General features: G+C 65.6%; 22 protein-coding genes. 13 read left to right on the forward strand and 9 right to left on the reverse strand.

Translation table 11 applies throughout. The annotated features are described in order from the left end of the window. A partial coding sequence (locus HBF24_RS10925) for a transposase (RefSeq protein ID WP_206064290.1) occupies positions 1-215 on the reverse strand: 215 nt, incomplete at its 3' end. Between the two features lie 88 nt (positions 216-303). Here HBF24_RS10925 and HBF24_RS10930 point away from each other — a divergent pair. The 3 genes from HBF24_RS10930 (at position 304) to HBF24_RS10940 (ending at position 5,407) form a co-directional block, all read left to right on the forward strand. Beyond that, on the forward strand, positions 304-963 hold the full coding sequence (locus HBF24_RS10930) for an HlyD family efflux transporter periplasmic adaptor subunit (protein ID WP_167172838.1): 660 nt from the start codon (positions 304-306) through the stop codon (positions 961-963). Between the two features lie 2 nt (positions 964-965). Next, positions 966-4,013, forward strand: coding sequence for an efflux RND transporter permease subunit (locus HBF24_RS10935; protein ID WP_167172840.1), 3,048 nt, complete (start codon positions 966-968; stop codon positions 4,011-4,013). A gap of 212 nt (positions 4,014-4,225) precedes the next feature. Further along, on the forward strand, positions 4,226-5,407 hold the full coding sequence (locus HBF24_RS10940; RefSeq protein WP_167172842.1) for a TolC family protein: 1,182 nt from the start codon (positions 4,226-4,228) through the stop codon (positions 5,405-5,407). A 44-nt stretch (positions 5,408-5,451) separates the two neighbouring features. Here the strand turns inward: HBF24_RS10940 and HBF24_RS10945 are convergent, their stop codons facing one another. Together HBF24_RS10945 and HBF24_RS10950 are read right to left on the reverse strand one after the other, a co-directional pair. Further along, entirely contained in the window at positions 5,452-6,879 is a 1,428-nt protein-coding gene (locus HBF24_RS10945; protein ID WP_343162753.1) for a heavy metal sensor histidine kinase, read from the reverse strand. Continuing rightward, positions 6,876-7,580 (reverse strand): response regulator, encoded by a 705-nt coding sequence (locus HBF24_RS10950; RefSeq protein WP_167172846.1) that lies wholly within the window; start codon positions 7,578-7,580, stop codon positions 6,876-6,878. The genes HBF24_RS10945 and HBF24_RS10950 overlap by 4 nt, the downstream gene beginning before the upstream one ends. A gap of 195 nt (positions 7,581-7,775) precedes the next feature. Here HBF24_RS10950 and HBF24_RS10955 point away from each other — a divergent pair, with 195 nt between their 5' ends. The 7 genes from HBF24_RS10955 (at position 7,776) to HBF24_RS10985 (ending at position 14,722) form a co-directional block, all read left to right on the forward strand. Next, complete coding sequence (locus HBF24_RS10955) at positions 7,776-8,264, forward strand: hypothetical protein (protein ID WP_167172848.1); 489 nt, start codon at positions 7,776-7,778, stop codon at positions 8,262-8,264. Positions 8,265-8,390: 126 nt separating this feature from the next. Beyond that, on the forward strand, positions 8,391-10,172 hold the full coding sequence (locus tag HBF24_RS10960) for a copper resistance system multicopper oxidase (protein WP_240922473.1): 1,782 nt from the start codon (positions 8,391-8,393) through the stop codon (positions 10,170-10,172). Positions 10,173-10,182: 10 nt separating this feature from the next. Next, positions 10,183-11,250, forward strand: a complete 1,068-nt coding sequence (locus tag HBF24_RS10965) for a copper resistance protein B (protein WP_240922474.1) — start codon at positions 10,183-10,185, stop codon at positions 11,248-11,250. Between the two features lie 292 nt (positions 11,251-11,542). Then, the gene (locus HBF24_RS10970) at positions 11,543-11,968 is read left to right on the forward strand and encodes a hypothetical protein (protein WP_167172850.1); all 426 of its coding nucleotides are present in this window, start codon (positions 11,543-11,545) and stop codon (positions 11,966-11,968) included. Between the two features lie 84 nt (positions 11,969-12,052). Further along, positions 12,053-12,907: a DUF4396 domain-containing protein gene (locus HBF24_RS10975; protein WP_206064291.1), complete on the forward strand. Its 855-nt coding sequence runs from the start codon at positions 12,053-12,055 to the stop codon at positions 12,905-12,907. Positions 12,908-13,382: 475 nt separating this feature from the next. Continuing rightward, positions 13,383-14,009 carry a cytochrome c gene (locus HBF24_RS10980; RefSeq protein ID WP_167172852.1) on the forward strand — a complete coding sequence of 209 codons (627 nt, stop codon included), beginning with the start codon at positions 13,383-13,385 and terminating at the stop codon, positions 14,007-14,009. 20 nt (positions 14,010-14,029) lie between these two features. Further along, positions 14,030-14,722, forward strand: a complete 693-nt coding sequence (locus HBF24_RS10985) for a DUF4396 domain-containing protein (protein ID WP_167172854.1) — start codon at positions 14,030-14,032, stop codon at positions 14,720-14,722. 34 nt (positions 14,723-14,756) lie between these two features. Here the strand turns inward: HBF24_RS10985 and HBF24_RS10990 are convergent, their stop codons facing one another. From HBF24_RS10990 to HBF24_RS11000, 3 genes are all read right to left on the reverse strand, one after another. After that, on the reverse strand, positions 14,757-15,425 hold the full coding sequence (locus HBF24_RS10990; RefSeq protein WP_167172855.1) for a c-type cytochrome: 669 nt from the start codon (positions 15,423-15,425) through the stop codon (positions 14,757-14,759). Positions 15,426-15,493: 68 nt separating this feature from the next. Continuing rightward, complete coding sequence (locus tag HBF24_RS10995) at positions 15,494-15,937, reverse strand: hypothetical protein (RefSeq protein WP_167172858.1); 444 nt, start codon at positions 15,935-15,937, stop codon at positions 15,494-15,496. Between the two features lie 131 nt (positions 15,938-16,068). Beyond that, entirely contained in the window at positions 16,069-18,186 is a 2,118-nt protein-coding gene (locus tag HBF24_RS11000) for a copper-translocating P-type ATPase (RefSeq protein ID WP_240922475.1), read from the reverse strand. A 359-nt stretch (positions 18,187-18,545) separates the two neighbouring features. Between HBF24_RS11000 and HBF24_RS11005 the strand changes: the two genes are divergently transcribed. The 3 genes from HBF24_RS11005 to HBF24_RS11015 are packed head-to-tail and all read left to right on the forward strand — an operon-like array spanning position 18,546 to position 20,594. Further along, on the forward strand, positions 18,546-19,853 hold the full coding sequence (locus tag HBF24_RS11005; protein ID WP_167172859.1) for a hypothetical protein: 1,308 nt from the start codon (positions 18,546-18,548) through the stop codon (positions 19,851-19,853). An 11-nt stretch (positions 19,854-19,864) separates the two neighbouring features. Then, the gene (locus HBF24_RS11010; protein ID WP_167172861.1) at positions 19,865-20,218 is read left to right on the forward strand and encodes a hypothetical protein; all 354 of its coding nucleotides are present in this window, start codon (positions 19,865-19,867) and stop codon (positions 20,216-20,218) included. A 13-nt stretch (positions 20,219-20,231) separates the two neighbouring features. After that, positions 20,232-20,594, forward strand: coding sequence for a cytochrome c (locus HBF24_RS11015; RefSeq protein WP_167172863.1), 363 nt, complete (start codon positions 20,232-20,234; stop codon positions 20,592-20,594). A gap of 447 nt (positions 20,595-21,041) precedes the next feature. Here the strand turns inward: HBF24_RS11015 and HBF24_RS11020 are convergent, their stop codons facing one another. The 3 genes from HBF24_RS11020 to HBF24_RS11030 form a co-directional block, all read right to left on the reverse strand. Further along, on the reverse strand, positions 21,042-21,422 hold the full coding sequence (locus tag HBF24_RS11020; protein ID WP_167172864.1) for a hypothetical protein: 381 nt from the start codon (positions 21,420-21,422) through the stop codon (positions 21,042-21,044). A 255-nt stretch (positions 21,423-21,677) separates the two neighbouring features. Next, on the reverse strand, positions 21,678-23,099 hold the full coding sequence (locus tag HBF24_RS11025; protein ID WP_167172866.1) for an NAD(P)(+) transhydrogenase (Re/Si-specific) subunit beta: 1,422 nt from the start codon (positions 23,097-23,099) through the stop codon (positions 21,678-21,680). Positions 23,100-23,109: 10 nt separating this feature from the next. After that, entirely contained in the window at positions 23,110-23,370 is a 261-nt protein-coding gene (locus HBF24_RS11030) for an NAD(P) transhydrogenase subunit alpha (protein ID WP_167173217.1), read from the reverse strand. Positions 23,371-23,460 lie beyond the last annotated feature (90 nt).

Here is a 23,460-nt window from a genome sequence, read left to right on the forward strand (position 1 = left end):
CGTCCGTTGCGGGTATTGCCCTTGGCGTTGCCGACGCTCTGGTGCTTGTCGTGCCCCAGGTGCTCGGTCATCTCCGTGTCGAGGGCGCGCTCGACCAGGCGTTTGGTCAGCTCCTTGAGCAGGCCATTCTCACCGATCAGGTCGTCAGGGTTCTGGTAGTTGGCCAGCAGCTGGCTGAGCAGCTCCTCGGGCACGTCGTGCTTGCGTGAGATCATGGTGTCTCCGGGTCTGTCGGCAGTGTCCTGCCAGGGACCCGTTTACACAAAATCTAGGACACGCCCGCACCTCGCCACCCGCAGCGACTTGCTCAAGGCCGTGGCCGCCAAAGCCGTGGCATCGGCTCATCTCATGGCCGCGCAGGCTCGGTGGCGCACGGCCGACCGGCACGCAGTGCTTCGTGCCCCTGTTGCGGGGTCGGTCGTCGAGATCCCCGTCGCCGCTGGCGAGCGCGTTCATACCGGCCAGACCATCGCCGTGGTGCAGCCCAACAACGGACTATGGCTGACAGCCGACTACTACGGCCCTCAGGTCCGCGCCATCCATCCGGGCATGCATGGACGCTTCACTCCGGCGGATGGCAGTGCGGACGTGCCCGTCAGGGTGGTAAGCGTCGGACCCGCATTGCAGGACGGCGGTGGATGGCCGGTGCGCATGCGCGCTGCAGCTGCTAGCGGACCCCAGGCCGGCTGGATCAATGGCGAGGCGGGCACGGTCACGCTGAACGGACCGCACGTCGCCATGATCGTCGTACCGACACGAGCCCTGATTCTCGATCATGCCCGCTGGTGGGTGATGGTGCACACCTCGCACGGCGATAGGCCACGGTCCGTCACCCCGGGTCGCAGTGCCGGGGCCATGACCCTTATCAAGAAGGGGCTCAGGGCCGGCGAGAAAGTCGTGGTCAGCCATGCCTACGAGCTGTATCACCAGCACGTCGCCGGTCAGTACACGCCGCCGGATTGAGCATGTCTGGCTTGGATGATTTCCGGAAATTGATCAAGCGCCCGCTACTGTGGGCGATGGTCTACGGCGCGTTGCTCAGCTACGGCGTCTATGCGTTGCTGCACATGCCTTCGGAGGTCCTGCCCAGCTTTGACTTTCCGCAGATAAGCATCATCACGCACCAGCCCGGAACTACGGCCCAGGAGCTGGAAAGTCTGGTCGCACGCCCGATCGAGGGGCAGATCCTCGCGCTTCCGCACCTGGTCAGCGTGCGCTCCACGATCGGTCACGGCACGGTGGAGACCGATGTGCGCTTTGCCAGTGACACGCACGCGCAACTCGACCTTCAGGCCGTGAACGGCGCCATCGACCGTGCCCGTGGACAACTGCCCTCTTCCGCGCACCCCTACGCGGAGATCATGGGGAATGCGATCAACGAGGTCGCCGACTACACGGCCTACATTCCGGATGACATCGCACCTGCGCAGGTGCAGCGAACGATCCGCGCGAGTATCGAACCGGCCCTGCGGGCATTGCCCGGCGTACAACGCGTGGAAGTCTACGGCAGCGGCGACGAGTCGCTGTGGGTGCAGCCCGACCTGATTGCGATGCACCGCCATGGCGTGAGCACGTCCGCCATGACCCGAGCGCTGCGCCAACGCGTGCTGCTCGGTCCCGTCGGATACATCCGGCAGGGCCATCAGAAAGTACTGATCGAGGCCCGTGATCTTCCAACGACGGTGCGCCAGCTTCGCAACGTACCCGTGCCGAGCGCGTCCGGCCCCATTCCGCTGCATGCGCTGGCGCGGATCGTGAAGACGGCCCAACCCGTGCAGAACGCTGTCAGTCTGGACGGACGGCCCAGCGTCGCCATCACCGTTTTCAAGCAACCGGGTGCATCGACCCTTCCCGTGACCCGGGCGGTGCAGAAGACGCTGGATGGCACGCAGGCCCAGCTGCCCCACGGCGTGCGCTGGGTGCGCACCTACAACCAGGGTCACATGGTGCATCTCATCGGCACCGACCTGGGGCGCAATCTTCTTATCGGCGGCGTGCTCGCAGTGCTCGTGCTGCTGGGCGTGCTGGGTGCGGGGCGGGGTATATGGATGCTGGCATTCAGCATCCCGCTGTCCCTGCTGTTGGCGATTGCGGCGTTGTATGCCACCGGACACACGCTGAACCTGATGACGCTGGGCGCGTTGACGGTTGCCGTCGGATTGCTCGCTGACGACGCCATTATCGTGCTGGAAGCCATTTACCACCGCTGGGAACAGGGCGACCTGCACTGGGTAGGCATCCGCAAGGGTCTGCAGGACATCGCCAGCCCGGACATCAGCGGCAGCGTGACCACGGTGTCCGTGTTCCTGCCGTTGCTGTTCGTCGGCGGGTTGGCGGGCCTGTTCTTCATCCCCTTCGCGCTCGCCATGACGCTGGCGATAATTGCCTCGCTGCTGGTTTCCCTGACCCTGATCCCTCTCGGGCTGGGTTTCATCCGCGCGCACCCGCGTCAGCGGCCGACATGGGGTGCGCGGCAGATGGACCGTCTGCGTGTGCACAATGAACGCCTGTTCGGTTGGGTCAAACGCCATCCGCGGTGGAGCCTAACTGGATGCGTGACACTGTTCGTGCTCAGCATCGCCGGACTGGCCCTGGTATCGGTCAATTTCCTTCCCCTGCCCAACGAAGGGGTGATGCTCGAAAGCTTCACGCTCCCGCCGGGTACGTCGCTGCACGAAACACAGGCCGTCATCGATGCACTGACTCGCCGCCTGCGCAAGGACCCCGATGTCGCGCACACGTTCGCCAGGATCGGATCGGCGTCGAACACCGCCTACACCGAGCCCGGCTATGCGGGCGAGATCCAGATCGTGCTGAAAAAGGGCATCGGAGTGGACAGCCTCAATGCCATCGGCAAGCGCCTGTTGCGGGAAAGTCGCACGCAATCCGTGCAGACAGCCATCGATACGCCCACGATCGAGCGCCTGGGAGAGAGTCTTTCGGGACTGCCACAGCCGTTCGTCATCCACGTGTTCGGGACACATATCCGCAAGCTCAAATCGATCGCTGACCGCATCGTCCGGAAACTGAAGCGCTCACATCGGTTCAGCGACATCTTCAACAACGACGGTTACCCGATCACGCAATTGCGGATCCTGCCCAACCACGCTGCACTGGCGGCCTACGGCATGACCAGCGGGCAACTGTACTCGCAGCTCAAGCCACTACTCGGTGGCGAGACTGTGGCGCAGGTTCCCGACGGCAATGTGCCACTGAACCTGTACGTCCGCCTGCTGCAGGCCCCGGATCTATCCGTCAATACGTTGCGGCAACTGCCGATCCATGCCCGTCACTGGACCGAACTGGGACAGCTGGCCCACCTGAAGCTGGTGTCCACCCCGAATCAACTGCGCCACATCGATGGTGCACGCGCACTGGATATTCTGGCCACGCCATCATTCGGCCTGACCGGTGCGGGGTCGGCGACAAGCAAGGCACTGCAAGGCATCAAGCTGCCGCCCGGTTACCGTATCTCCACGGGAGGGCTGTATCAGGAGCTCATCCACGCGGCGGTCGGCGTGGGTGTAGCAGCCCTCGCCGCGTTGGTGCTGATGCTGGGCATACTGATCCTGCAGTTCGATGGGCTACTGGTGCCCGGCCTGTTGCTTCTGCAGATACCACTTGCCTTCACGGGAGGTGCCTTGGCACTCATCGTCAGTGGTGTCGGGCTCAATGCGACAGGGCTCGTGGCCTTTCTCACGCTGGTCGGCCTCAGCCTCAATCACGGCATCGTGCTGCTGTTCCGCGCCCGACGTAACGAGGCAGCAGGCATGAATCCAGCGCAGGCCATCGACGAGGCCGTGCACACGCGTTTTCGTCCGATCCTCCTCACCACCCTGACCGCCGTGCTCGGCATGCTGCCCACGGCCATCGGATGGGGCCAGGGCGCCGCGCCCGAACAGGGGCTGGCCATCGTCATCATGGGCGGCATCATCTGGAGCGCGCTGCTCACCACCAACCTGATACCGGCGCTTTATCTGCATCGCCGCCAGCGCCAGGAACGAACGGCATGAGCCGGGGCTCAGCCCAGCGCCTATTCTGGTGTGCCTGCCGCGCAGGCATCGCCCTGCTCCCCCTGATGCTCGCGGCCTGCGCCACCTACCATCCACGGCCTTTGGCCCACCACTCCGACCTCACCACCCTGGCCCATCTCACTGCCTCCGCACAGCGTCTTCACGGAAAGGGAGTCCGCGAGCATGCTTTCCATGCGTCGCGTGGCCTGGACATGACTGACGTGGTAACGCTGGCCGTGCTCAACAATCCACGACTGAAGGCCGACCGTCTCAGGCTCGGCATTGCCCATGCGCAACTGTTGCAGGCCGGGTTGCTCCCGGAGCCGGAAGTCCAGGCCGGCTTCTCACATCCCACCGCTGGACCTCCACCACTGGTGAACGGTTACAGCGCGGGGTTGATGGAGGACCTGTCCGCCATCATCACCCGCCATGACCGGCGCGCCCAGGCCCGTGCGCGTGGGGATAAGGTCCGGCTGGACATCCTGTGGGACGAATGGCAGGTCGCGTACAAGGCACAGCAGCTGTATATCCGGATTCGCGCGCAAGCGCGGGAAATGCGTGTACTCGGGGCCTGGAGGCACGTCTGCGAGAAGACCTATCGTTCTGATCTCGTCGCGCTGAAGCACGGTGAGCTGACGACGGCACAGTTAGCGGTGGACCAGGCCCGCCAGGAGCAGGCATCGGCGCACTGGTGGAGTCTGAAGCGCCGTCAGTACAAGACATGGCTTGCCCTGGATGCTCTGCTAGGGCTTCAGCCCGGGGTGGAGCCGAAGCTGGCGGGCAAGGCGAAGCTGCCCAGCTGGTCGGCAGCGGATTTCCACAAGGCCCTGATGCACATGCCTGAGCGGCGGCCGGACCTGCAGGCACTGCAGGCAGGTTACCGTAGTCAGGAGGCACGGGTGCGCCAGGCGATCCTGCAACAGTTCCCCGCCCTGTCGCTTGGCATAAGCCGCGGACAGGATACCCAGAATGTGCAGACCATCGGCTTTGCCATCCATCTGACGTTGCCCCTGTTCGGCCAGGCGCATGCGCGCATAGCGATCGCCCGAGCCACCCGCGCCTATCTCCACAAGTCCTACCAGGACCGTCTGGACGAAGCCGTCAACCAGGTCCATGAACTGCACGGCACCAGCGCCCTGCTGCGAGCGCAGCTGCGCAAGGAACGGGCGAGATGGGCATCTCTTCGCACCATGGACCGCTCCAATCGCCAGAGCTTCGATGATGGGATGATGGATACGGCGGACTACCTCGACACGCATGCACACGCAGTGGCCGTGCACATGAAGGTCATCACCCTGGAAGCTCAGCTACGGCGGGCGCAGAGTGACCTCGCACTGCTGCTCGGCCAGGCACCGTGCCCGAACAGCACCCTTCCTTCTGGCCCAACCGGCTGACCCGACGAACGGCAGCCGTGGGGTCAGCGGTGGGCCATGCACCTTCAGCCCTGAATCGCCGCGTTGTGCCGGCGGCGGGGAAATCGGAGAGTGGCAACTGTACCCTCGTCGGTGTCACACAGGATGCCGGCGGTCCCTCCATGCAGTTCCATGATGGACCGCACGATCGACAGGCCCAGGCCGGTACCCTGGCCCGGCTGGTGCCGGCGGTTGACGTCGACCTGATAGAACCGCTCGAACACCCGATCCAACGCCTCGACAGGGATGCCTTCGCCATGATCGATCACGCTGACGGCCACCGCGCCGGCAGTATCCGTACCCGCGCGCACCTCGACGGACGACCCCCTCGGGGCGTGCCGGATGGCATTGGAAAGGAGATTGGATACCGCCTGGCGGAACAGCATCGGATCTGCTTCTAGGTCGGCCGTTCCAGACAGTGCGATATGTATCTCACGCGCCGCCGCCGTTTCCTCATGCTGAGCGACGACCCAACCCACTGCGTCACCGACGTCAAAACGCTCACTACGCAGGTGCAGCTGGGCGCGCTCGGCGCGTGCCAGGAATAGCAGGTTCTCGATCAACTGCGTCAGCAACCGGCATTCTTCCAAGCCGGAGACGAGAGTGGCGCGGTACGCCTCGGGCGAGCGCGGCCGGGTCAGGCAGACTTCGATCTCGCCGGTCAGGTTGGCCAGCGGGGTACGCAACTCGTGCGCAAGGTCGGCGGAAAACCGCGTAAGGCGCGTAAATGCATCGTCTAGCCGGTCCAGCATCCGATTGAAGCCATGGACCAGTCCCCGCAGCTCGGCAGGCCACGGCTCGGATGGCGGAATGCGCCGGGAAAGGTCGGTCGGCCGGACGTCGCCCGCGTAGGTGGCGATACGCCTGACCGGCTCCAGTGCGCGCCCGGCGATCCAGCGTCCCAATAGCACCAACAAGGGCACCAGACACAGGAAAAAGATCACGAGAGCGTTGTGGAAGTCGTCAAGTAGCGACGTATCGCGCGAAACGTTCAGGGCAAGCTCGATGTGCGGCGCATGGTTCGTCCCGTGGACGCCGTCAAAGGCCACGCTGGCCAGTACCCAATGATCTCCTTGGGTGTACTTCCGGCGCAGTTGATCAGCCTGTATGGGCCCATGACGTATGGGCGGAAACAGCGCTGGGGGAAGCACCTTCTGCATGCCGGGCGTCTGACCTAGCACTTTATCGCCAAGCATCACCCTCGCCTCGTAGGGTCGCAATGGACTGTCCCCGGTTTCCTTGACGATCTCTGCAACAAGTGCTGACGGGCGCCCACCTGCATCATTCAGATCGGTCTGAAACTCATCAGCCTTTGCCTGCAGATAACGCACGTGTGCGCCCTGAAAGCTGGTAGTCAGCTTCCAGTTGAGCAACAAGGCAAGTAGACCCACAGCAATCAGCGCGCTGACGGTGTAGAACACGGTCATGCGTGCAGTAATGGACCATGCCCTCACGATTCGTCTCCCTGATGCGGGCCGTCTCTTTCCCGCCAATCCAGGATATAGCCCACACCGCGCACCGTATGAACCAGCGAGCCTCCTGCGCCAGGTTCGATCTTGCTGCGCACGCGACGCACGAGTGCGTCCACCGCGTTGTTGCTGACCTCACCATCCAGGCCCCACACCACATCGGCGATGAGCGTACGTGACACAACACGGGCATGCCGTCGCGCCAGCAACATCAGAAGCGCGTACTCCTTGCTCGTCATATGAATGGTCCGGCCGGCCAGCTCGACGTGGTGACGCAACGGATCCAGCCGAAGGTCGCCTATGCTGATGAGCGATGCTCCTTCATGGCCCTGCGGTCGGGCCATATTGTTGAGGCGAGCCAGCAATTCGGCGAATGCGAACGGTTTGATCAGGTAATCGTTGGCACCAAGCTCGAAGCCCCTGACGCGATCCTCGACATGATCTCTTGCGGTGAGGAACAGCACCGGTGTTGCAAGGCCGTTGCTTCGCAGCGCAGTGATCACTTCCCAGCCGTCCATGCCGGGCAACATCACGTCCAGAATAATTACGTCGAACAACCGCGCCCGAGCCAGCTTCAGAGCAGCGATGCCATCGCCCGCCACCTCGACGACGTGCCCGTGCTCTTTCAGTCCCTGCGCAAGGTAACGATGGGTCTTTGGTTCGTCTTCGGCGATTAGGATGCGCATTGAAGTGGAATCTGGTCGAGTCAGGACGATGCGGGCGTCCCTGACCCCACCCGTCCCCGGGGCGGCCCGGCGACTCCGGGCGGCTGATTGCGTTCCTCATGGTAGCGGCATCATGATCCTCAACGAATCCCGCACCGTATGGCGATGACTGGTCCGTGTGCCGCATCGCCTCCCGGGTGGCGACACGATCCGTCTATGGTCACGCGGCTGGAACGATGGCAACGCGTGTTCCGCGGCAACCCGGGTTACCGCGCCAGGCGCGCGCAGATTGGGCCATCCGGCGACGATATCGGCTATGATGCCGCCGTGCTGATCGACCTTGCCCACCGCCGACGTACGTTCCGTGGCCTGAGTGCGCTTGCGCTCCTGGCCTGGTTCGGGCTGGTCATGATGGGCATCGCCCATGCCGCGCCCGCACCCACGGCGTCGGCGCAACACGCAACGTCTGCCCCGGCCACCGCACATGCGTCGCACCACGCCGCCGCAGCGGCGTCCGATGGCACGCCCGACACCGGCTGCGGCATGACGTTCGGCTGCCATTGCGGCACCTCCTGCTACGGCGCCATCGTACCGTTCGCTCCGATATTCGCCCGCACTGACTGCGCCGGCGAAACCTATGCCCCGGGCGTGCAACCGGTGCCCCCCGGCAGAGGCGAACCGCCGCTGCATCCCCCGTCGTCCTGACACTCTCCTGAAGGTCCGGGCCGGTCCTTTGACCGGCAACGCGTTGCAGCGGCCCGACGACGGGCCGCGAAACCCGTATGTCAGCGGCAGCGCCCCGGAGCGGGGACTGCCCGAGGAGAGTGTTCGATGACTTCCGATCATCGGGATGATCATTTCCCGTCCATGCCGTCCCGCCGGCGATTCGTGCTGGGACTGGGCAGCGCGGCGGCCGGCCTGGCGCTCGCGCGACCGGCGCGGGCCTGGGCCGGCGACACGCGGCTGGCCGACCTGTCCGCCGGACAGAACGTCCTGCGCGGTACCCATTTCAACCTCGATCTCGCCGAAACCCCCATCAACATCACCGGCCGTCGCGTCATGGCGACGAGCATCAACGGGCAGGTCCCCGGACCGGTGCTGCGCTGGCGCAAGGGCGACCTGATCACACTGGACGTGCGCAACCGCCTGGCGGTGTCCAGTTCCATCCACTGGCATGGCATCCTGTTGCCGTCCGACATGGACGGCGTACCCGGCCTGAGTTATGCCGGTATCGCGCCGCACGGCATGTACCGCTACCACTTCCGCGTGCGTCAGTCGGGCACCTACTGGTATCACAGCCATACGCGCTTCCAGGAGCAGACCGGCCTGTACGGCGCCATCGTGATCGAGCCGCGCGACGGCGAACGCTTCCCGGCCGACCGCGACTACGTGATGGTGTTGTCGGACTGGAGCGATACCGACCCGGAGACCATCTACGCCAACCTCAAGAAGATGGGCGACTACTACAGTCGCACCGAGCTGACCGTGCCTGAGCTGATGCGCGACGCCCGCGCCCAGGGCATCGCCACGGCACTGAAGCAGCGGCTGGCCTGGGACAAGATGCGCATGAGCCCGCGCGACCTGTCCGACGTCACCGGCTATACCTACACCTACCTGCTCAACGGCACGCCACCGGCCGGCAACTGGACCGGCCTGTTCCGTCGCGGCGAGAAGGTGCGGCTGCGTTTCGTCAATGCCTCGTCGATGACCTATTTCGACGTGCGCATCCCGGGCCTGAAGATGACCGTGGTCGCCGCCGACGGCCAGGACATCGATCCGGTGTCGGTGGACGAGTTCCGCATCGGCGTGGCCGAGACGCTGGACGTGATCGTCGAACCGGCCGCCGACCGCGCCTGGAGCGTGTTCGCCCAGGCCATCGACCGCAGCGGCTTTGCGCTGGCCACGCTGGCGCCGCACGAAGGCATGCGGGCCGACGTGCCATCCATGGATCCGATCCCCACCCTGACCATGGCCGACATGGGCATGGACATGGCCGGCATGAAGGGCATGGACAAAGGCAAGACGCACGACGGCCACGGTGGCGCATCGATGGCGGGCATGGCCGGCATGGGAATGTCTGCGCAGACGGTGCCCATCCACCATCACTACCCGACCGAGTACGGCCCGCAGAACACCAAGTGCATCGCGGTGGCCTCGACGGCGCTGGACGATCCCGGCGCCGGGCTGCGCCACAACGGCCGTCGCGTGCTGTCCTACGCCGACATGCACACCATCGGCGGTCCCATCGACCGGCGCGAACCGGCGCGCGAGATCGAACTGCACCTGACCGGCAACATGAACCGCTACATGTGGTCGTTCAACGGCGTGCCGTACGACCAGGCGCGGCCGATCCTGTTCCATCACGGCGAGCGCCTGCGCATCGTGCTGATCAACGACACGATGATGAACCACCCCATCCACATGCACGGCATGTGGAGCGAGGTGGAAACCGCCGACGGCGCGTTCCGCGTGCGCAAGCACACCGTCAACGTGCGGCCCGCGCAACGCATCAGCTACCGCGTGACCGCCGACGCGCTGGGGCGGTGGGCGTACCACTGCCACATGCTCTACCACATGGACAGCGGCATGTTCCGCGCCATCGTCGTGAAGTGAGGAGGTTGCCATGAAGACGATCGAACGCCCGCTGGCAACCCCCAACCGCCAGCGCATCCTGCCGTGGACCGCCCTTTTGCTGATGGTCACGGCCAGCGTCCCCGCCCTGGCCCGTCAGGCCTCTTCCCCGGAAGTCCCTGCGTCGAAGACCACGAACACCTCGATGCAGTCCGGCAAACACCGGTGCGTGCCCATGCAGGGCAAGCCGGATGATGCGCACCACGCGATGAAACACAAGACCGCCCCTTCCACGGAGGGGTGCCGGATGGCCATGCAGGCCAAGGGCAAAGCGAAGACATCCATGCAAGGCATGCGCATGGACCACATGCAGATGCACCAGGCCAACCAGGACGCGCAACGCAACCCGCCGATCGGCAGCCTGCCGCGCAGCGACGGCTCGGCACCCAAGCCGTATGCGGCCTACGGCGTGACCCTGCGCATGCCCAATGACCCGTTGTTGTCGAAAGTCCAGCTGGACAGCCTGGAGTATGTGCACGGACGCGAGGGCTCGGCCCAGGCCTGGGATCTGCGCGCATGGGCCGGCCACAACCTCGACCGTGTGTGGCTGCGGACCGAGGGCACGCGCAGCCAGGGGCGCATCGAGGAAGGCGATGCCGAACTGCTCTGGGGCCACGCCATCAGCCCGTGGTGGGACCTGATGCTGGGCGCGCGCCACGACCTGGGACCCGGCCCGGCACGCAACTGGCTCGCTGCGGGCATCCAGGGCATCGCCCCCTATCAGTTCGACTACGAAACCACGTTCTACCTGGGCCCCGGCGGGCGCAGTGCCTTGCGGGTGCGGGCCTCGCAGGAATGGCTGTTCACGCAGCGCCTGATCCTGGAGCCGGAGTTCGAGGCCAACGCCTACGGCCATACCGATCCGGCCCGCGGTCACGGCGCCGGCATCACCGACACCTCGCTCACGTTCCGGCTGCGCTACGAGTTCAGCAGGAAGTTCGCCCCCTACGTGGGTTATGCCTGGGTCCGCCAGTGGGGGGCCACGGCCGGCATGGCCCGGCGCGAGGGCAACCCCGTGCTCGACCGGCAGATCCTGCTGGGCCTGCGGGTCTGGTTCTAGACGAGACCACCTGGCATCGGGGGCGTGTCGACACGCCCCTGACAGGGGAGGACGCCGGGCCGGGCACCCTTCCGGCCCGGCCTCGATCGTCGTGGCCGTCGTGCCGTACCGGTCGCGGCGGCAGGCGGCTCCGGTCCGGTTGCGCAACCGGGGCGATCGCGCATTGCCGGGGCCAGATGCCGTTGGTGCCATTGCGATTGACCGGCATCAAGGACCGATCGCCCGCTTTCCCTAGGCTGTGGGTAGGGGCGCACGCCCGTATGCAGGCCGGAACGTTCACAGGACAACGATCATGACCCGGATATTTCGACGTTCGCACTTCATGGGAGCCCTCTTTTTCGCTATCGCAGGAGCGGCCCTGTTACTGGCCACCACCCCATGGACACGCGCATCGGAGCCTGCGCTGCCCAGGGGCAGTGGTATCTCGTCGTGGCATGAAAACGGCAGCCAGGGACGCTACGTCGTCGAATTGCTTGCAGGCACGCTGCCCGCCGCTGCGGCAGGGGGGCTGCACGGAACAGTCATGACGGATGCCGACTGCGCACCCGATGCCCAGGGACTGAACCACTGCCACAACGTGATCGTCCTGGACGATGCCACGCGCGTGACCGTCATCAACCATCACCAGATGAGCCGCCATCACTGCCTGCGGCCGGGTGAGTCCGTGCGGATGACACCGCTGGTGGGACACTGGGCGACCGTTCAGACGCTCGATTGAGCGCATCATGTCCGCGGCGGGAACCGCATGGGTAGTTGACTGCGTCCATTCAGCAACAACCCGGTGGACACCAGGACGGGAGCGATGATGCTGGACGGTGTGATGCTGCTCTGGTTCGTGCTGACGGCGATATCGGTGCTGTACGTGGGCATCGATATTCGTTCGACGCCGGCCTCCCCGGTACTCAAGTGGGGCTTCGTCCTGCTGACCGCGTACACCGGTCCGGTCGGCGCGTTCCTGTATGTGCTCGGCTGCCGCGAACCTCTGCCGGGGGTGCACGAGCGCTACACCATGGTGCGCTGGCGGCAGGTGCTCGGGTCAACGATGCACTGCGTCGCCGGCGATGGCATCGGCATTCTGGTCGGGGCCGTGATTGCCGCACTGACCGAGCTGTCGGGCTTCGGCGATGTCGCGCTGGAGTATGTGCTGGGCTTCGGATTCGGCTGGAGCATCTTCCAGTCACTGTTCATGCGCGACATGGCAGACGGCTCGTACATGCGTGCCCTTGTCGGCACGTTCTTCCCGGAGCTGCTTTCCATGAACAGCCTCATGGCCGGCATGGTGCCCGTCATGACCGTGGCCAGGGCCCATGTGGCCGGCAGCCGGGACCCCTCTCATCCCGCCTTCTGGTTCGTGATGTCGATGGCCCTGCTGGTCGGTTTCGTGACTGCGTATCCGATGAACTGGTGGCTGGTCACACGCCGCCTGAAGCACGGGATGATGACCGTGCGCCCCCCGGCGCAGACCACTGGCGACGCCGAAGTATCGACGCCAGGCCACGGGACCGCGCCCATGCATGGGCATCGCAACCGCGGGGCTGACATGCCGCACTCCCGGGAAGCGCCGGTAACCGGTCAGACGCTGGCTGCCATGACGGCCCTGTCCTTCGCGGTGCTTGCCCTGGGCCTGGGTCTTGCCATGTTCTTCGGAAGGCTCTGACCGCGTCCATGGTGCATCCCGTCTCCTGCCTGTTTCCGGAGACACCGGTGGGTCTTTTGCTGGGCGTGCGTCACGATCCCGGCCCGGCCCGCAACGGGATCGCTGAAACACCCGGGGCATCGCACCGCCCCGTTGGCGCAGGCTCCATCCGGATCCGGGCGGACGCAGCTGCACCGGAGCGCAGGAATGGCTGTTCGCGCAGCGTCTGGCCCTGACCCGGGGTCGGAGGCCAACGCCCACGGGCGCTCCCGTCCGGCCCCGGGTCAGGGCACCGGCATCACCGCCCCCTTCGTTCACGTTCCGTCCGCATGGTAAATTCAGCATGAGGACACCGGGATGGGCTACGCTGGAGCCCGCCAGCGGGGGCCACGGCGGGCAGGGCCAGGCACGGCAGCAACCCGTGCCCGACCGAAAGATTTTGCTGGGTCTCCGGGTCTGTCTCTAGACGATCCCGAAAAATATGGGGAGGAGCCCTATGAAAAATCTCAAGGTCGTGATCGCCACGCTGGTCGTGGCGATCGTCGTCGGCGTTGCCGGTGTGGGCATCTGGGCCTGGTCCGGCACCTACACCATCGGCGCGGACGTGCCGCACTGGCCGGTGACGTATGACTTCCTGGCCTGGTTCCGCAACCGTGCGATTGCCCACCACGATGCCTCGGTGAAAGTGCCGTCGGATCTGGAATCGCCGGCACGCGTGCAGCTGGGCGCCGAGCATTACTCCGAGATGTGCACCGGCTGCCATCTCAAGCCCGGCAAGTCCGGCGACGAGATGCGCAAGGGGCTGTATCCCACGCCACCGGACTTCTCGCGCATGAAGCACCCGGTCGACCCGCAGATGGCCTTCTGGATCATCAAGCACGGCATCAAGCTCACCGCCATGCCGGCCTGGGGCAAGACGCACAGCGACCGGAAGATCTGGGCGATGGTGGCCTTCGTGCGCAAGCTGCCCGGCATGACGCCCGCGCAGTACAAGGCCTACACGGCGCAAGATCACGGCGATGACGACCACGATGCCCCGGCGAGCAGCAGTTCGGCCGGAACGCCCGCTTCCGCGTCCACTGCCGCTTCACCCGCCAGCAGCAACACTACGTCTCCGCATTGATTCAACCAGGGGGACTGCCGATGCTCGAGGCACTGGCGATCGCCAACATCGTCGTTTCGATCCTGCTGATGCTGTGGTCGATCGTGGACGTCAACCGGCGCCCGCCGCCAATGGCCGTGATGAAGTGGGTCTGGCCGCTGACGTTCCTGTGGGGCGGATTGTTCGCCCTGCTGATGTACCTGTGGTTCGGCCGCGCCCCCGAGAGTGGCGCGTCGCACCACCACCATCATCATGACCACGGGCACGGACACGGCCAGCGCCCGATGTGGCAGAGCGTGGCGCTGGGCGCAACGCACTGCGGCGCCGGCTGCTCGCTCGCCGACATGGTGGTCGAGGGCGGCATGTTCGTGCTGGGCCTCGGCTTCGTGGTGCTCGGGCACGAGGTGTTCGGCAACTGGGTGGTCGACTACATCGCCGCCCTGGCCATCGGCGTCGTGTTCCAATATGCGGCACTGGCGCCGATGTCGGACGAACCCCGCGGCACCGTCGCCTGGAAGTCGTTCAAGTCGGACATCCTGTCGCTCTCATTCTGGCAGATCGGCATGTACGGCTGGATGGCCATCAGCATCTTCGCCCTGTTCGGTCGCTCGGCGATGGAGCCCGATCACTGGCTGTTCTGGTGGATGATGCAGTTCGCCATGGTGTTCGGCTTTTTCACCACGTACCCGGTGAACTGGCTGCTGATCCGGGCCGGCGTGAAGGAGGCAATGTAGGCCGGTTCGTGATGCCGGGCGCAAACGCCCGGTGTCACTGGTGCGCGGCCACGTAGTCGGCGACCGCCTGCGCCTGCTGCACCGTCATGGCGCCCGCTACGCGGCTCATCATCATCGCCGGACGCGTGCCATCGGCGAATGCCTTCAGCTGGCCGACCACATAGACGGCATGCTGGCCGTACAGCGAAGGTGCGCGGCGCCCCGTCATCATGCCCATCATGGACATGTGGCCCGAGCCCATGCGGCCCATCATGCCCGTGCCTGCCGCGTGGCAGGCCGCACAGGCGGGCACGCGGCCGTCGGATGAACCGTACAGGAAAAGCCGACGCCCCTGCGCCATCAGGGCGGGCGGCCCCGCCGGGTCGCTGCCGCGTGGCTGGCCGGCAAAGAAGGTCGCCACATCCCGCAGATCCCCATCGGACAGGGGCGCCACGATGGTGGCCATCACCGTCGACGGGCGCGTGCCGTCCCTGAATGTCGATAGCTGTCGATACAGATAGCGGGCCCTCTGGCCGGCCAGCCGGGGGTAGGTGGGTACGGTGCTGTTGCCGTCGTTGGCATGGCATGCAGCACAGCGCGCCTTGGCAACGACCTGCCCGTGTGCTGCGTCGCCTCCGACGGCATCGCCGAAAAAGGAACACCCGCTCAGCAGCATGATGGCGGCGACCGCCGCCATCATGCGCAAGCGGGCTCGCGAGGACACGCGCGAACCCGCCGCAACGGGGCCAGGCACCCAGGGCAGCGAAGGCCGGACCGAGCGGAACCGGCCGCCTACTGGGTGCATCCCATCGCCTGCATGGCCTTCTGGTGCTGCATCATCTGGCCCATCATCATCTGCATCATCCGGCCGTTGGCCATCATGCCGCCGGAGCCGCTCATGCCGCCGCCCATCATGCCCGGGCCCATGCCGCCGCTACCGCGCTTGCCCCCCTGACCCATCATCATGTGCAGGGTGCTCTGCATGGTGCGCATGTGGGCATCGAGCAGCTTCGAACGCGCGGCCGGATCGTGTGCGGCACGCAGCTGCATCATCTGCCCACGCATGATCTGCATGTTCTTGTTGAACGCGGCCTGCGATGCGGGTGTGACGCTGCTGCTCGCACTGGCAGGAGCCTGGGCGCCCGAGGGACCGGCCATGGCGGGCAGGCCCGCTGTGGCAAGAAGCAACGCCGCCACTGTAGCGGCAATGCAGCGTTTCAGTGCACGTGTGGACATGATCGTGACCTCCTGCTGTGGAATTCAACGCCGGGCTGGGCGGCATGCCCATCCAGCGCATCAAGACTAGCCCGGGATGCGCACCGGTCATTGACGTGCATCAATCCGGCGCGCTCGAGGACACCTGCAATTCACCTGGCCGATCCTTGCACCGGCCCCGCACCGGCAGCAGCCACCAGCCGCTTCGCGCGTTCCAGCAGCTTGGCGTTAATGGCCACGATCACCGTGCTCAGCGACATCAGGGCGGCGCCGGCGGCGGGCGACAGCAGCAGGCCCCAGGCATAGGCGACACCGGCCGCCAGCGGAATGGCGAAGGCGTTGTAGCCGGTGGCCCACAGCAGGTTCTGCACCATCTTGGCGTAGGTCGCCCGCGACAGCGCCATGATCGCGAACACGTCGCGCGGATCGCTGCGCACCAGCACCACGTCGGCGGACTCGATGGCCACCTCGGTGCCGGCGCCGATGGCGATGCCCAGGTCCGACTCGACCAGCGCCGGCGCATCGTTGACGCCGTCGCCGATCATGGCCACGGTCAGCCCGCGCTGCTTCACCTCGCGCACCTTCTCCACCTTCTGCTGCGGCAGTACCTCGGCGAAGTAATCGTCCAGTCCCAGGCGGCCGGCCACCGTGCGCGCCACGGGCGTCGCGTCGCCGGTCACCATCATGCACTGGATGCCCATGGCCTTGAGGCGGTTCACGGCCTCGAACGATTCCGGCCGGATCACGTCCGCCAGCGCGATCGCGCCGACAGGACGCTCGTCGAGCAGCACATAGACGACCGTGTGGCCTTCGGCCGCCAGGTCCTTCACGGCGCTGTCGTCGACGGATACGGCGTGCTCGCGCAGATACCCGGGGCTCACCACCCGCACCACGTGCCCCTCGCTGACCGCTTCAGCGCCCTGGCCGGTGAGGCTGCGGAAGTTTTCCACCGTGCGCGTGGGCACCCCGCGTTCGCCGGCGCTGCGCACGATGCCCTGGGCGATCGGATGCTGCGACCGGCTCTCCAGCGCGGCGGCCCAGGACAACACCTCGTCCTCGTCCAGGTCGGCCAGGGTGACGATGCCCGCCACGCCGAACCGGCCCTCGGTCAGGGTGCCGGTCTTGTCGAACAGCACCGCCGTCAGGTTGCGCGCGCGCTCGAACGCCGCGCGGTCTCGGATCAGCAGGCCGTTGCGCGCGGTCAGGCGGGTGCTCACCGCCACCACCAGCGGCACGGCCAGTCCCAGGGCGTGCGGGCAGGTGATCACCATCACCGTCACCATGCGCTCCAGCGCGAACTCGAAGCCCTTGCCGGCACCCAGCCAGAACGCCAGTGTGAGGCCACCCGCCGACAGGGCGATGTAGGTCAGCCACAGTGCCGCGCGGTTGGCCAGGTCCTGCGTGCGCGAGCGCGTGTCCTGGGCCTGCCTGACCATGTCGATGACCTGGCTCAGATAGGTCTGGTCGCCGGTCTTGCGCACCTCCAGGGTGACCGCGCCCTCGCCGTTGACCGCGCCGCCCACGGCTTCCTCGCCCTCGGCCTTCTCCACCGGCCGCGATTCGCCGGTCAGCATCGCCTCGTTGAAACTGGATCGTCCCTCCAGGATCACGCCGTCGATGGGCACCTTCTCGCCCGGGCGCACCAGCACGCGGTCGCCCGGCACCAGTTCGGTGACCGGCACCTCCGTCAGGGCACCGTCCGTGCCGAGACGATGCGCGCTGGAGGGCAGCAGCCGGACCAGCGCCTCCAGTGCGCCGGAGGCGCCCATGACCGAACGCATCTCGATCCAGTGCCCGACCAGCATGATGTCGATCAGGGTCACCAGTTCCCAGAAGAACACCTTGCCGGTGAGGCCGAAGACCACCGCGCTGGAATAGAAGAAGGCCACCGAGATCGCCACCGCGATCAGCGTCATCATGCCCGGCTTGCGCTGGCGAAGCTCGCCGGCCATGCCGGTCAGGAACGGCCAGCCGCCGTAGAAGAAAACGCACGCCGACAACGCGAACAACACGTAGCCGGAGCCGGCAAACGACAGCCGTGACTGCAAGCCGAACACCGCCTGGATCATCGGCGAAAGCACCAGCACCGGCAGCGTCAGCGCCAGCGATATCCAGAAACGGCGGCGGAAGTCGGCCACCATCGCGGCATGGTCGTGCCCCGCGCCGCCATGCCCGGCCATGGACTTGCCGTGATCGTCCGCGGGCGCCTCGCCGTGGGATTGCGGTCGCCGCACTGCCGCGCCCTCTGCCACTGCATGCGTATCGTGCATGTCGCGATTCACCATGTGTCCGCACTCATCCTGTCCGCTCGTGCCTCTTGCCCACGTCCACAGCGGGCCGCGCGTGGCGAGCCTGCCCATGCGACCTGGGACCGGGTGCTTCAGCGCCTTCCGGAGCACACGGGACTCGATGCATCGTGTCCCGTCACCGCGCAGCCCGTTTTGATGTCGGTCAATAACACAGGGTTCGGTATCCAAGGGCGTCCGGTTGACTCAAATCAATGGCTCGCGGGCCCCGGACACTTAGGGTGGCGTCGCTGGCAACGACACGGCGATGTTCGGCCGCTGCCGGATTGGGGGAACAGGTCCGCACACGCTGCGACCTGTTCACGGCAAAGAGGAGAGAGGCAATGAACAAGCGAACCCTGGGATGGGTGGCATTGATGGCGGCCCTGAGCTTGTCCCCGCTGGCACACGCCCGGCCGGACACCACGGCGCCACCTGCCGACCTGAAGCAGCTCCGGCAGGAAGTGCAGATGCTCAAGCAGCGGCTGCAGGTGGTTGAGCAGCAACTGCAGCAGGCGACGGCCACCTCGAAGCAGGCCAGCGTCGATTCAAAGGAGGCGCGCGAGGAAGCCGAGCGTGCCCGCACGGCGACAGCGGCGATTGCCGCGCCGGAAAATCCGGACATCAAGTTCCGCCTGTCCGGCACCGTGGTGGCCAACTACACCGCCACCGATTCGAAGATGATGCACGACACGTTCACGGGCGGCAGCTTCATGCCGATCTTCCTGGTGCGCTACAAGAACCTCATGGAGCTTGAAGCACACATGGAAGTCTCCAACAACGGCAACGAAACCGAGACATCGCTGGAGTACGCCCAGCTCGACCTGTTCCTCAACGACTGGTCGACACTGGTCGCCGGCAAGTTCCTGAGTCCGATCGGGCAGTTTCAGCAAGCCCAGCATCCACCGTGGATCAACAAGCTCCCCGACCGTCCCGCCGGGTTTGTCGAAGGCGGTGGTGGTGAGCCGCTTTCGACGGTCGGCGTGCAACTGACCGGCGCATTTCCCGTGGGTCATGCAACCGCCGACTACGCGGTGTTCGTGGGCAACGGGCCGCAGATGACCGACGAAGGCCTGACCCTGGAAGGCTTCTCCCAGGACAACAACGCCAACAAGTCCGTCGGTGCGCGCATCGGCCTGCGTCCGTGGGTCGGCGTGAACATGGGCCTGTCGGCAATGCATGCGCAGGTGCCGACCAACGTCGATGGCTGGACCGGGGCGGGCACCAGCGCCGCCTATGACCTCGTGGACGCCGACTTCGCCTGGACGCCGGATAACGGCGAGATCCGCGGCGAATACATCCATTCGCGGCTCGATCCGGTGTTCTTCGACGACGGCACGGGCGCGGCACCGTTCCTGACCCAACGCTCGCGCTGGAACATGTGGTACCTGCAGGGAGCCTATCGGCTGGGTGCCTTGCTGGGGGGCGACAACCCCTACCTGCGCAACGTCGAACTGATAGTGCGGCGCAGTCATCGACAGGTCGACGGTGGTACCGAGGACTGGCGCTTCGACAACGAGAACCGCTGGACCCTCGGCGTGGACTACTGGTTCGGCCCGACCCTCGTCGGCAAGCTGGCCTACGAACGCAAGACGTTCCAGGTCCGGCCCGACGACAACGTGATCCGCGCGCAGCTTGCGCTCGGCTTCTAGGAGGACCCGTCATGAACATGCATGTTCGACATCGTTTCAATCCGCTGATGGTGCTCCTGCTCGGCGTAGCGCTGTCGGGAACGGCGCTGGCCGCGACCGGCGGAGCCGCAGCGCCGGCGCAGAACAGCGCGGACAAGACGGCCCGTTCGACCCCAGCGCCCAATCCCGCGCTGCAGAAGGCCCTGCAGGTTGCCCGTGGGGCCAAGGAGTGGCACGCGGTGTGCGGTTCCTGCCACAACCTGCGCGACCCGCGTGAGCTGACCGACAACGAATGGGAAGTGGCGATGGGCCAGATGCGGGTGCGCGCCCATCTCACCGGACTGCAGGAGCGCGACATTACTGCGTTCCTCAAGGCCAGCAACTGACCCGGAGAAGAGCATGAAACCAGGACGTATCTTGACCACTACCCTGCCGGCCCTCGGTCTGCTTGCAAGCACCATGGCCTGGGCCAGTCCGCCACCGACGAGCGGCGACGCCCAGGCCGGTTCGGCGGTGTACCACCAGACCTGCGTGGCCTGCCATGGCGAGAATGGCAAGGGACAGATTCCCGGAACGCCCGATTTCACCAAGTCCGGGGGGGTGCTGAGCCTGCCGACCAAGGTGCTGCAGGACCGTATCGTCCACGGCTTCCAGAGCAACGGTTCGCCGATGGCCATGCCGCCCAACGGCGGCAATCCGACCCTCACTCCCAAGGATGTCGACAACGTCATCGCATATCTGCGCAAGACATTCGGTCACTGACCGCCGGCAGGAGAAAGTGGCGACATACGAGCACTTCTTCTCCCGATTGGTGCCCGGCACGTCTATGTTTTCGACCGGAACCGTTGCTGAAACCCACTCAAAATGGGGCCAACCCAAAAGTGAGTAAGGTTGTGAGTAACAGTAAAAATTATACTTTTATATAATCATTAAATATAAATACTTATACAAATTATTCGAAAGACGCCGAGGCGCCATTTCTTTTACCAGAGCGTCCTGGCCAGTTCACTCGCCGCCGAGCTCTGTCACGGGTCAAGTCCCGCGCCTGCGTGGTTACGCGGAGCTCCAGCCGAGGTTTGGACGCCGGCGCTGAGCGCCCGGGGCGCCAAGTCCCCTGCCGAATATAGGGTGTTGGCGTCCACCAGCAGAGGTGGCGCGCGCGAGCGTGGCTCGCGGGCTCCACCGGACGTGTCTTGCGCAGATATGAGGCTACTTGGTGCAGCCCATGGCCTGCATGGCCTGCTGATGCTGCAGCATTTGCGCCATCATCATCTGCATCATCTGGCCGTTACCGCCCATCATACCGCCGGCGCGTCCCATGCCGCTTCCGCGCATCATGCCCGGCCCCATGCCCCCAGATCCGCGCATGCCGCGCTGGCCCATCATCATATGCATCGTGCTCTGCATGGTTTGCATGTGCGCATTGAGCAGCTTGGCCCGGGCCGCCGGATCACTGGTGGTGCGAAGTTGCATCATCTGCCCGCGCATGACCTGCATGTTTTTGTGGAACGTCTCTTGCGTCTGCTGTGAGACGGCCGCGCTATTGGCGCTTGTGCCGGCAGCGGCCTGGATGCCGGAGGGCGCTGCCATGGCGGGTAGTCCCACCGTCAGCAACAAGGTAGCCGCGGTAGTGGCAGCGCATCGTTTCAATGTGACAGTAAGCATGATCTTGACCTCCAGCGACAGTTTGCCAACGCGTGGGTGGCTTGATCTCCATCCAGCAGGATCAGGCTACGCAGGTAGGCTCGCCGCACATTGATATGCGTCAAGCGCAATACTGCACCCGTGTCGGCTGAAGCTGGCCTCGTGTGGCGATGGCGTCACGCCCGTCGATCTCGGAGAGAATCAGGCCGCACCCGCATCGCCAAGTGCCTTGACCGCCTGCACCATCTTCGCCATCACCGCCTGCGCATCGCCGTAGACCATGTTGCAGTTGTCGGCGTAGAACAGCGCGTTTTCGACGCCGGCATAGCCTTTGCCCTGGCCGCGCTTGACCACGTAGACCTGTTGCGCGCGGTCGGCATCGAGAATCGGCATGCCGTAGATCGGCGAGGACTTGTCGCTGCGCGCGGCCGGATTGACCACGTCGTTGGCACCGATCACCAGCACCACGTCGGTATCGGGGAAGGCATCGTTGATGTCCTCCAGCGCGAAGATCATGTCATAGGGCACGCCCGCCTCGGCCAGCAGCACGTCCATGTGCCCGGGCATGCGTCCGGCCACCGGATGCACGGCGAACTTGACGTCGACGCCGGCCTCGGCCAGTAGCTTCACAAATTCATAGAGCTTCTGCTGCGCTTGCGCCGCGGCCAGGCCGTAGCCGGGCACGATGATCACCTTGTCGGCGTAGCGCATGGTGATGGCCGCGTCGCTGGCCTCGGCCGGCTTCATCTGGCCCTGGATGTCATCGCCCGATGCCAGGCTGACGTCGCCGAAGTTGCTGAACAACACGTTGGCCAGCGAGCGGTTCATGGCCTTGGCCATGAGCAGGGTCAGCAGGGTACCGGCCGCGCCGACCACCATGCCGGCGATCATCAGCGCCGGATTGCCCAGCACGTAGCCTTCCAGACCCACGGCCAGGCCGGTGCAGGCGTTGTACAGCGAGATCAGCACCGGCATGTCGGCGCCGCCGATGGGCAAGGTCATCAGGATGCCGAAGGCCAGCGCCAGCACGAAGAAGGCCGCGGTCAACCCGGGGCCGGGACCACCGCTGGCCAGCAGCGCAGCCAGCCCAAGCGCCAGCGCGGCCAGCAGCACCAGCGCGTTGAGCACCTTCTGGCCCTTGATGCGCCACGGTTTGCGCAGGCGACCGTCGAGCTTGGCCCAGGCCACCACCGAACCGGACAGCGAAACCGCGCCGATCAGCGCGCCGGCCAGCGCCACACCCAGATGCAGCGCCGTCAGCGCTTCATGCGATAGCAGTTCCACTGCGGCGATGGCCGCCGCCGCGCCGCCACCCATGCCGTTGTACAGCGCCACCATCTGCGGCATGGCGGTGATCGCCACGCGCTTGCCGCGCCACCAGGCCCAGCCCAGACCCAGAACAAGCGCAATGACGGCCAGCAGCACGTTGGTACCAAGGTGCGGGCGCGCGGCTGGCGTGACGTGCATGGCGTACAGAAAGGCGGCCAGCACCACCAGCGCCATGCCGAAGCCGGCCACACGGATACCCGAGCGCGCGGTCACTGGCGAGGCCATGCGCTTTAAGCCATAGATGAAAAGAAACGCGGCCAAGAGCCCGCACAGGTCGACAATCAGAAAACTCATGGCCGGCTCCTCAAGGCTGCTTCTTGGCGCTGGGCTTGAACATCTCCAGCATGCGCTCGGTGACCACGTAGCCACCGCCGACGTTGCCGGCGCCAAGCAGCACGCCGAGGAAACCGATGACCTGTTCCGGCCAGCTGGCGGCGTTGAACAGCGCGTACATGGCGCCGACCACGACGATGCCGTGCACGAAGTTGGAGCCGGACATCAGCGGCGTGTGCAGGATCGCCGGCACGCGCGAGATCACCTCGTAACCGGTGAAGGCGGCCAGCATGAAGATGTATACGGCGATGAGAACGGTCAGAACGATATGCGTATCCACGAAGCGCTCCTTGGAACCTGGAAGGCCGCCTGCGATGCAGGC

It is taken from the genome of Oleiagrimonas sp. C23AA (assembly GCF_011759385.1).
Taxonomy (GTDB): Bacteria; Pseudomonadota; Gammaproteobacteria; order Xanthomonadales; family Rhodanobacteraceae; genus Oleiagrimonas.

Excerpts from the sequence above, each read along its gene's own strand:
- HBF24_RS10965 (WP_240922474.1), top strand. The coding sequence starts at position 10,183 with ATGAAGACGATCGAACGCCCGCTGGCAACCCCCAACCGCCAGCGCATC.
- HBF24_RS11030 (WP_167173217.1), bottom strand. The coding sequence starts at position 23,370 with ATGCTGGCCGCCTTCACCGGTTACGAGGTGATCTCGCGCGTGCCGGCG.
- HBF24_RS10935 (WP_167172840.1), top strand. The coding sequence starts at position 966 with ATGTCTGGCTTGGATGATTTCCGGAAATTGATCAAGCGCCCGCTACTG.
- HBF24_RS10950 (WP_167172846.1), bottom strand. The coding sequence starts at position 7,580 with ATGCGCATCCTAATCGCCGAAGACGAACCAAAGACCCATCGTTACCTT.
- HBF24_RS10995 (WP_167172858.1), bottom strand. The coding sequence starts at position 15,937 with ATGTCCACACGTGCACTGAAACGCTGCATTGCCGCTACAGTGGCGGCG.
- HBF24_RS10960 (WP_240922473.1), top strand. The coding sequence starts at position 8,391 with ATGACTTCCGATCATCGGGATGATCATTTCCCGTCCATGCCGTCCCGC.
- HBF24_RS11015 (WP_167172863.1), top strand. The coding sequence starts at position 20,232 with ATGAAACCAGGACGTATCTTGACCACTACCCTGCCGGCCCTCGGTCTG.
- HBF24_RS10980 (WP_167172852.1), top strand. The coding sequence starts at position 13,383 with ATGAAAAATCTCAAGGTCGTGATCGCCACGCTGGTCGTGGCGATCGTC.
- HBF24_RS11025 (WP_167172866.1), bottom strand. The coding sequence starts at position 23,099 with ATGAGTTTTCTGATTGTCGACCTGTGCGGGCTCTTGGCCGCGTTTCTT.
- HBF24_RS10940 (WP_167172842.1), top strand. The coding sequence starts at position 4,226 with ATGACTGACGTGGTAACGCTGGCCGTGCTCAACAATCCACGACTGAAG.
- HBF24_RS11005 (WP_167172859.1), top strand. The coding sequence starts at position 18,546 with ATGAACAAGCGAACCCTGGGATGGGTGGCATTGATGGCGGCCCTGAGC.
- HBF24_RS11010 (WP_167172861.1), top strand. The coding sequence starts at position 19,865 with ATGAACATGCATGTTCGACATCGTTTCAATCCGCTGATGGTGCTCCTG.
- HBF24_RS11020 (WP_167172864.1), bottom strand. The coding sequence starts at position 21,422 with ATGGCAGCGCCCTCCGGCATCCAGGCCGCTGCCGGCACAAGCGCCAAT.
- HBF24_RS10975 (WP_206064291.1), top strand. The coding sequence starts at position 12,053 with ATGATGCTGGACGGTGTGATGCTGCTCTGGTTCGTGCTGACGGCGATA.
- HBF24_RS10970 (WP_167172850.1), top strand. The coding sequence starts at position 11,543 with ATGACCCGGATATTTCGACGTTCGCACTTCATGGGAGCCCTCTTTTTC.
- HBF24_RS10985 (WP_167172854.1), top strand. The coding sequence starts at position 14,030 with ATGCTCGAGGCACTGGCGATCGCCAACATCGTCGTTTCGATCCTGCTG.
- HBF24_RS11000 (WP_240922475.1), bottom strand. The coding sequence starts at position 18,186 with ATGCACGATACGCATGCAGTGGCAGAGGGCGCGGCAGTGCGGCGACCG.
- HBF24_RS10955 (WP_167172848.1), top strand. The coding sequence starts at position 7,776 with ATGGTCACGCGGCTGGAACGATGGCAACGCGTGTTCCGCGGCAACCCG.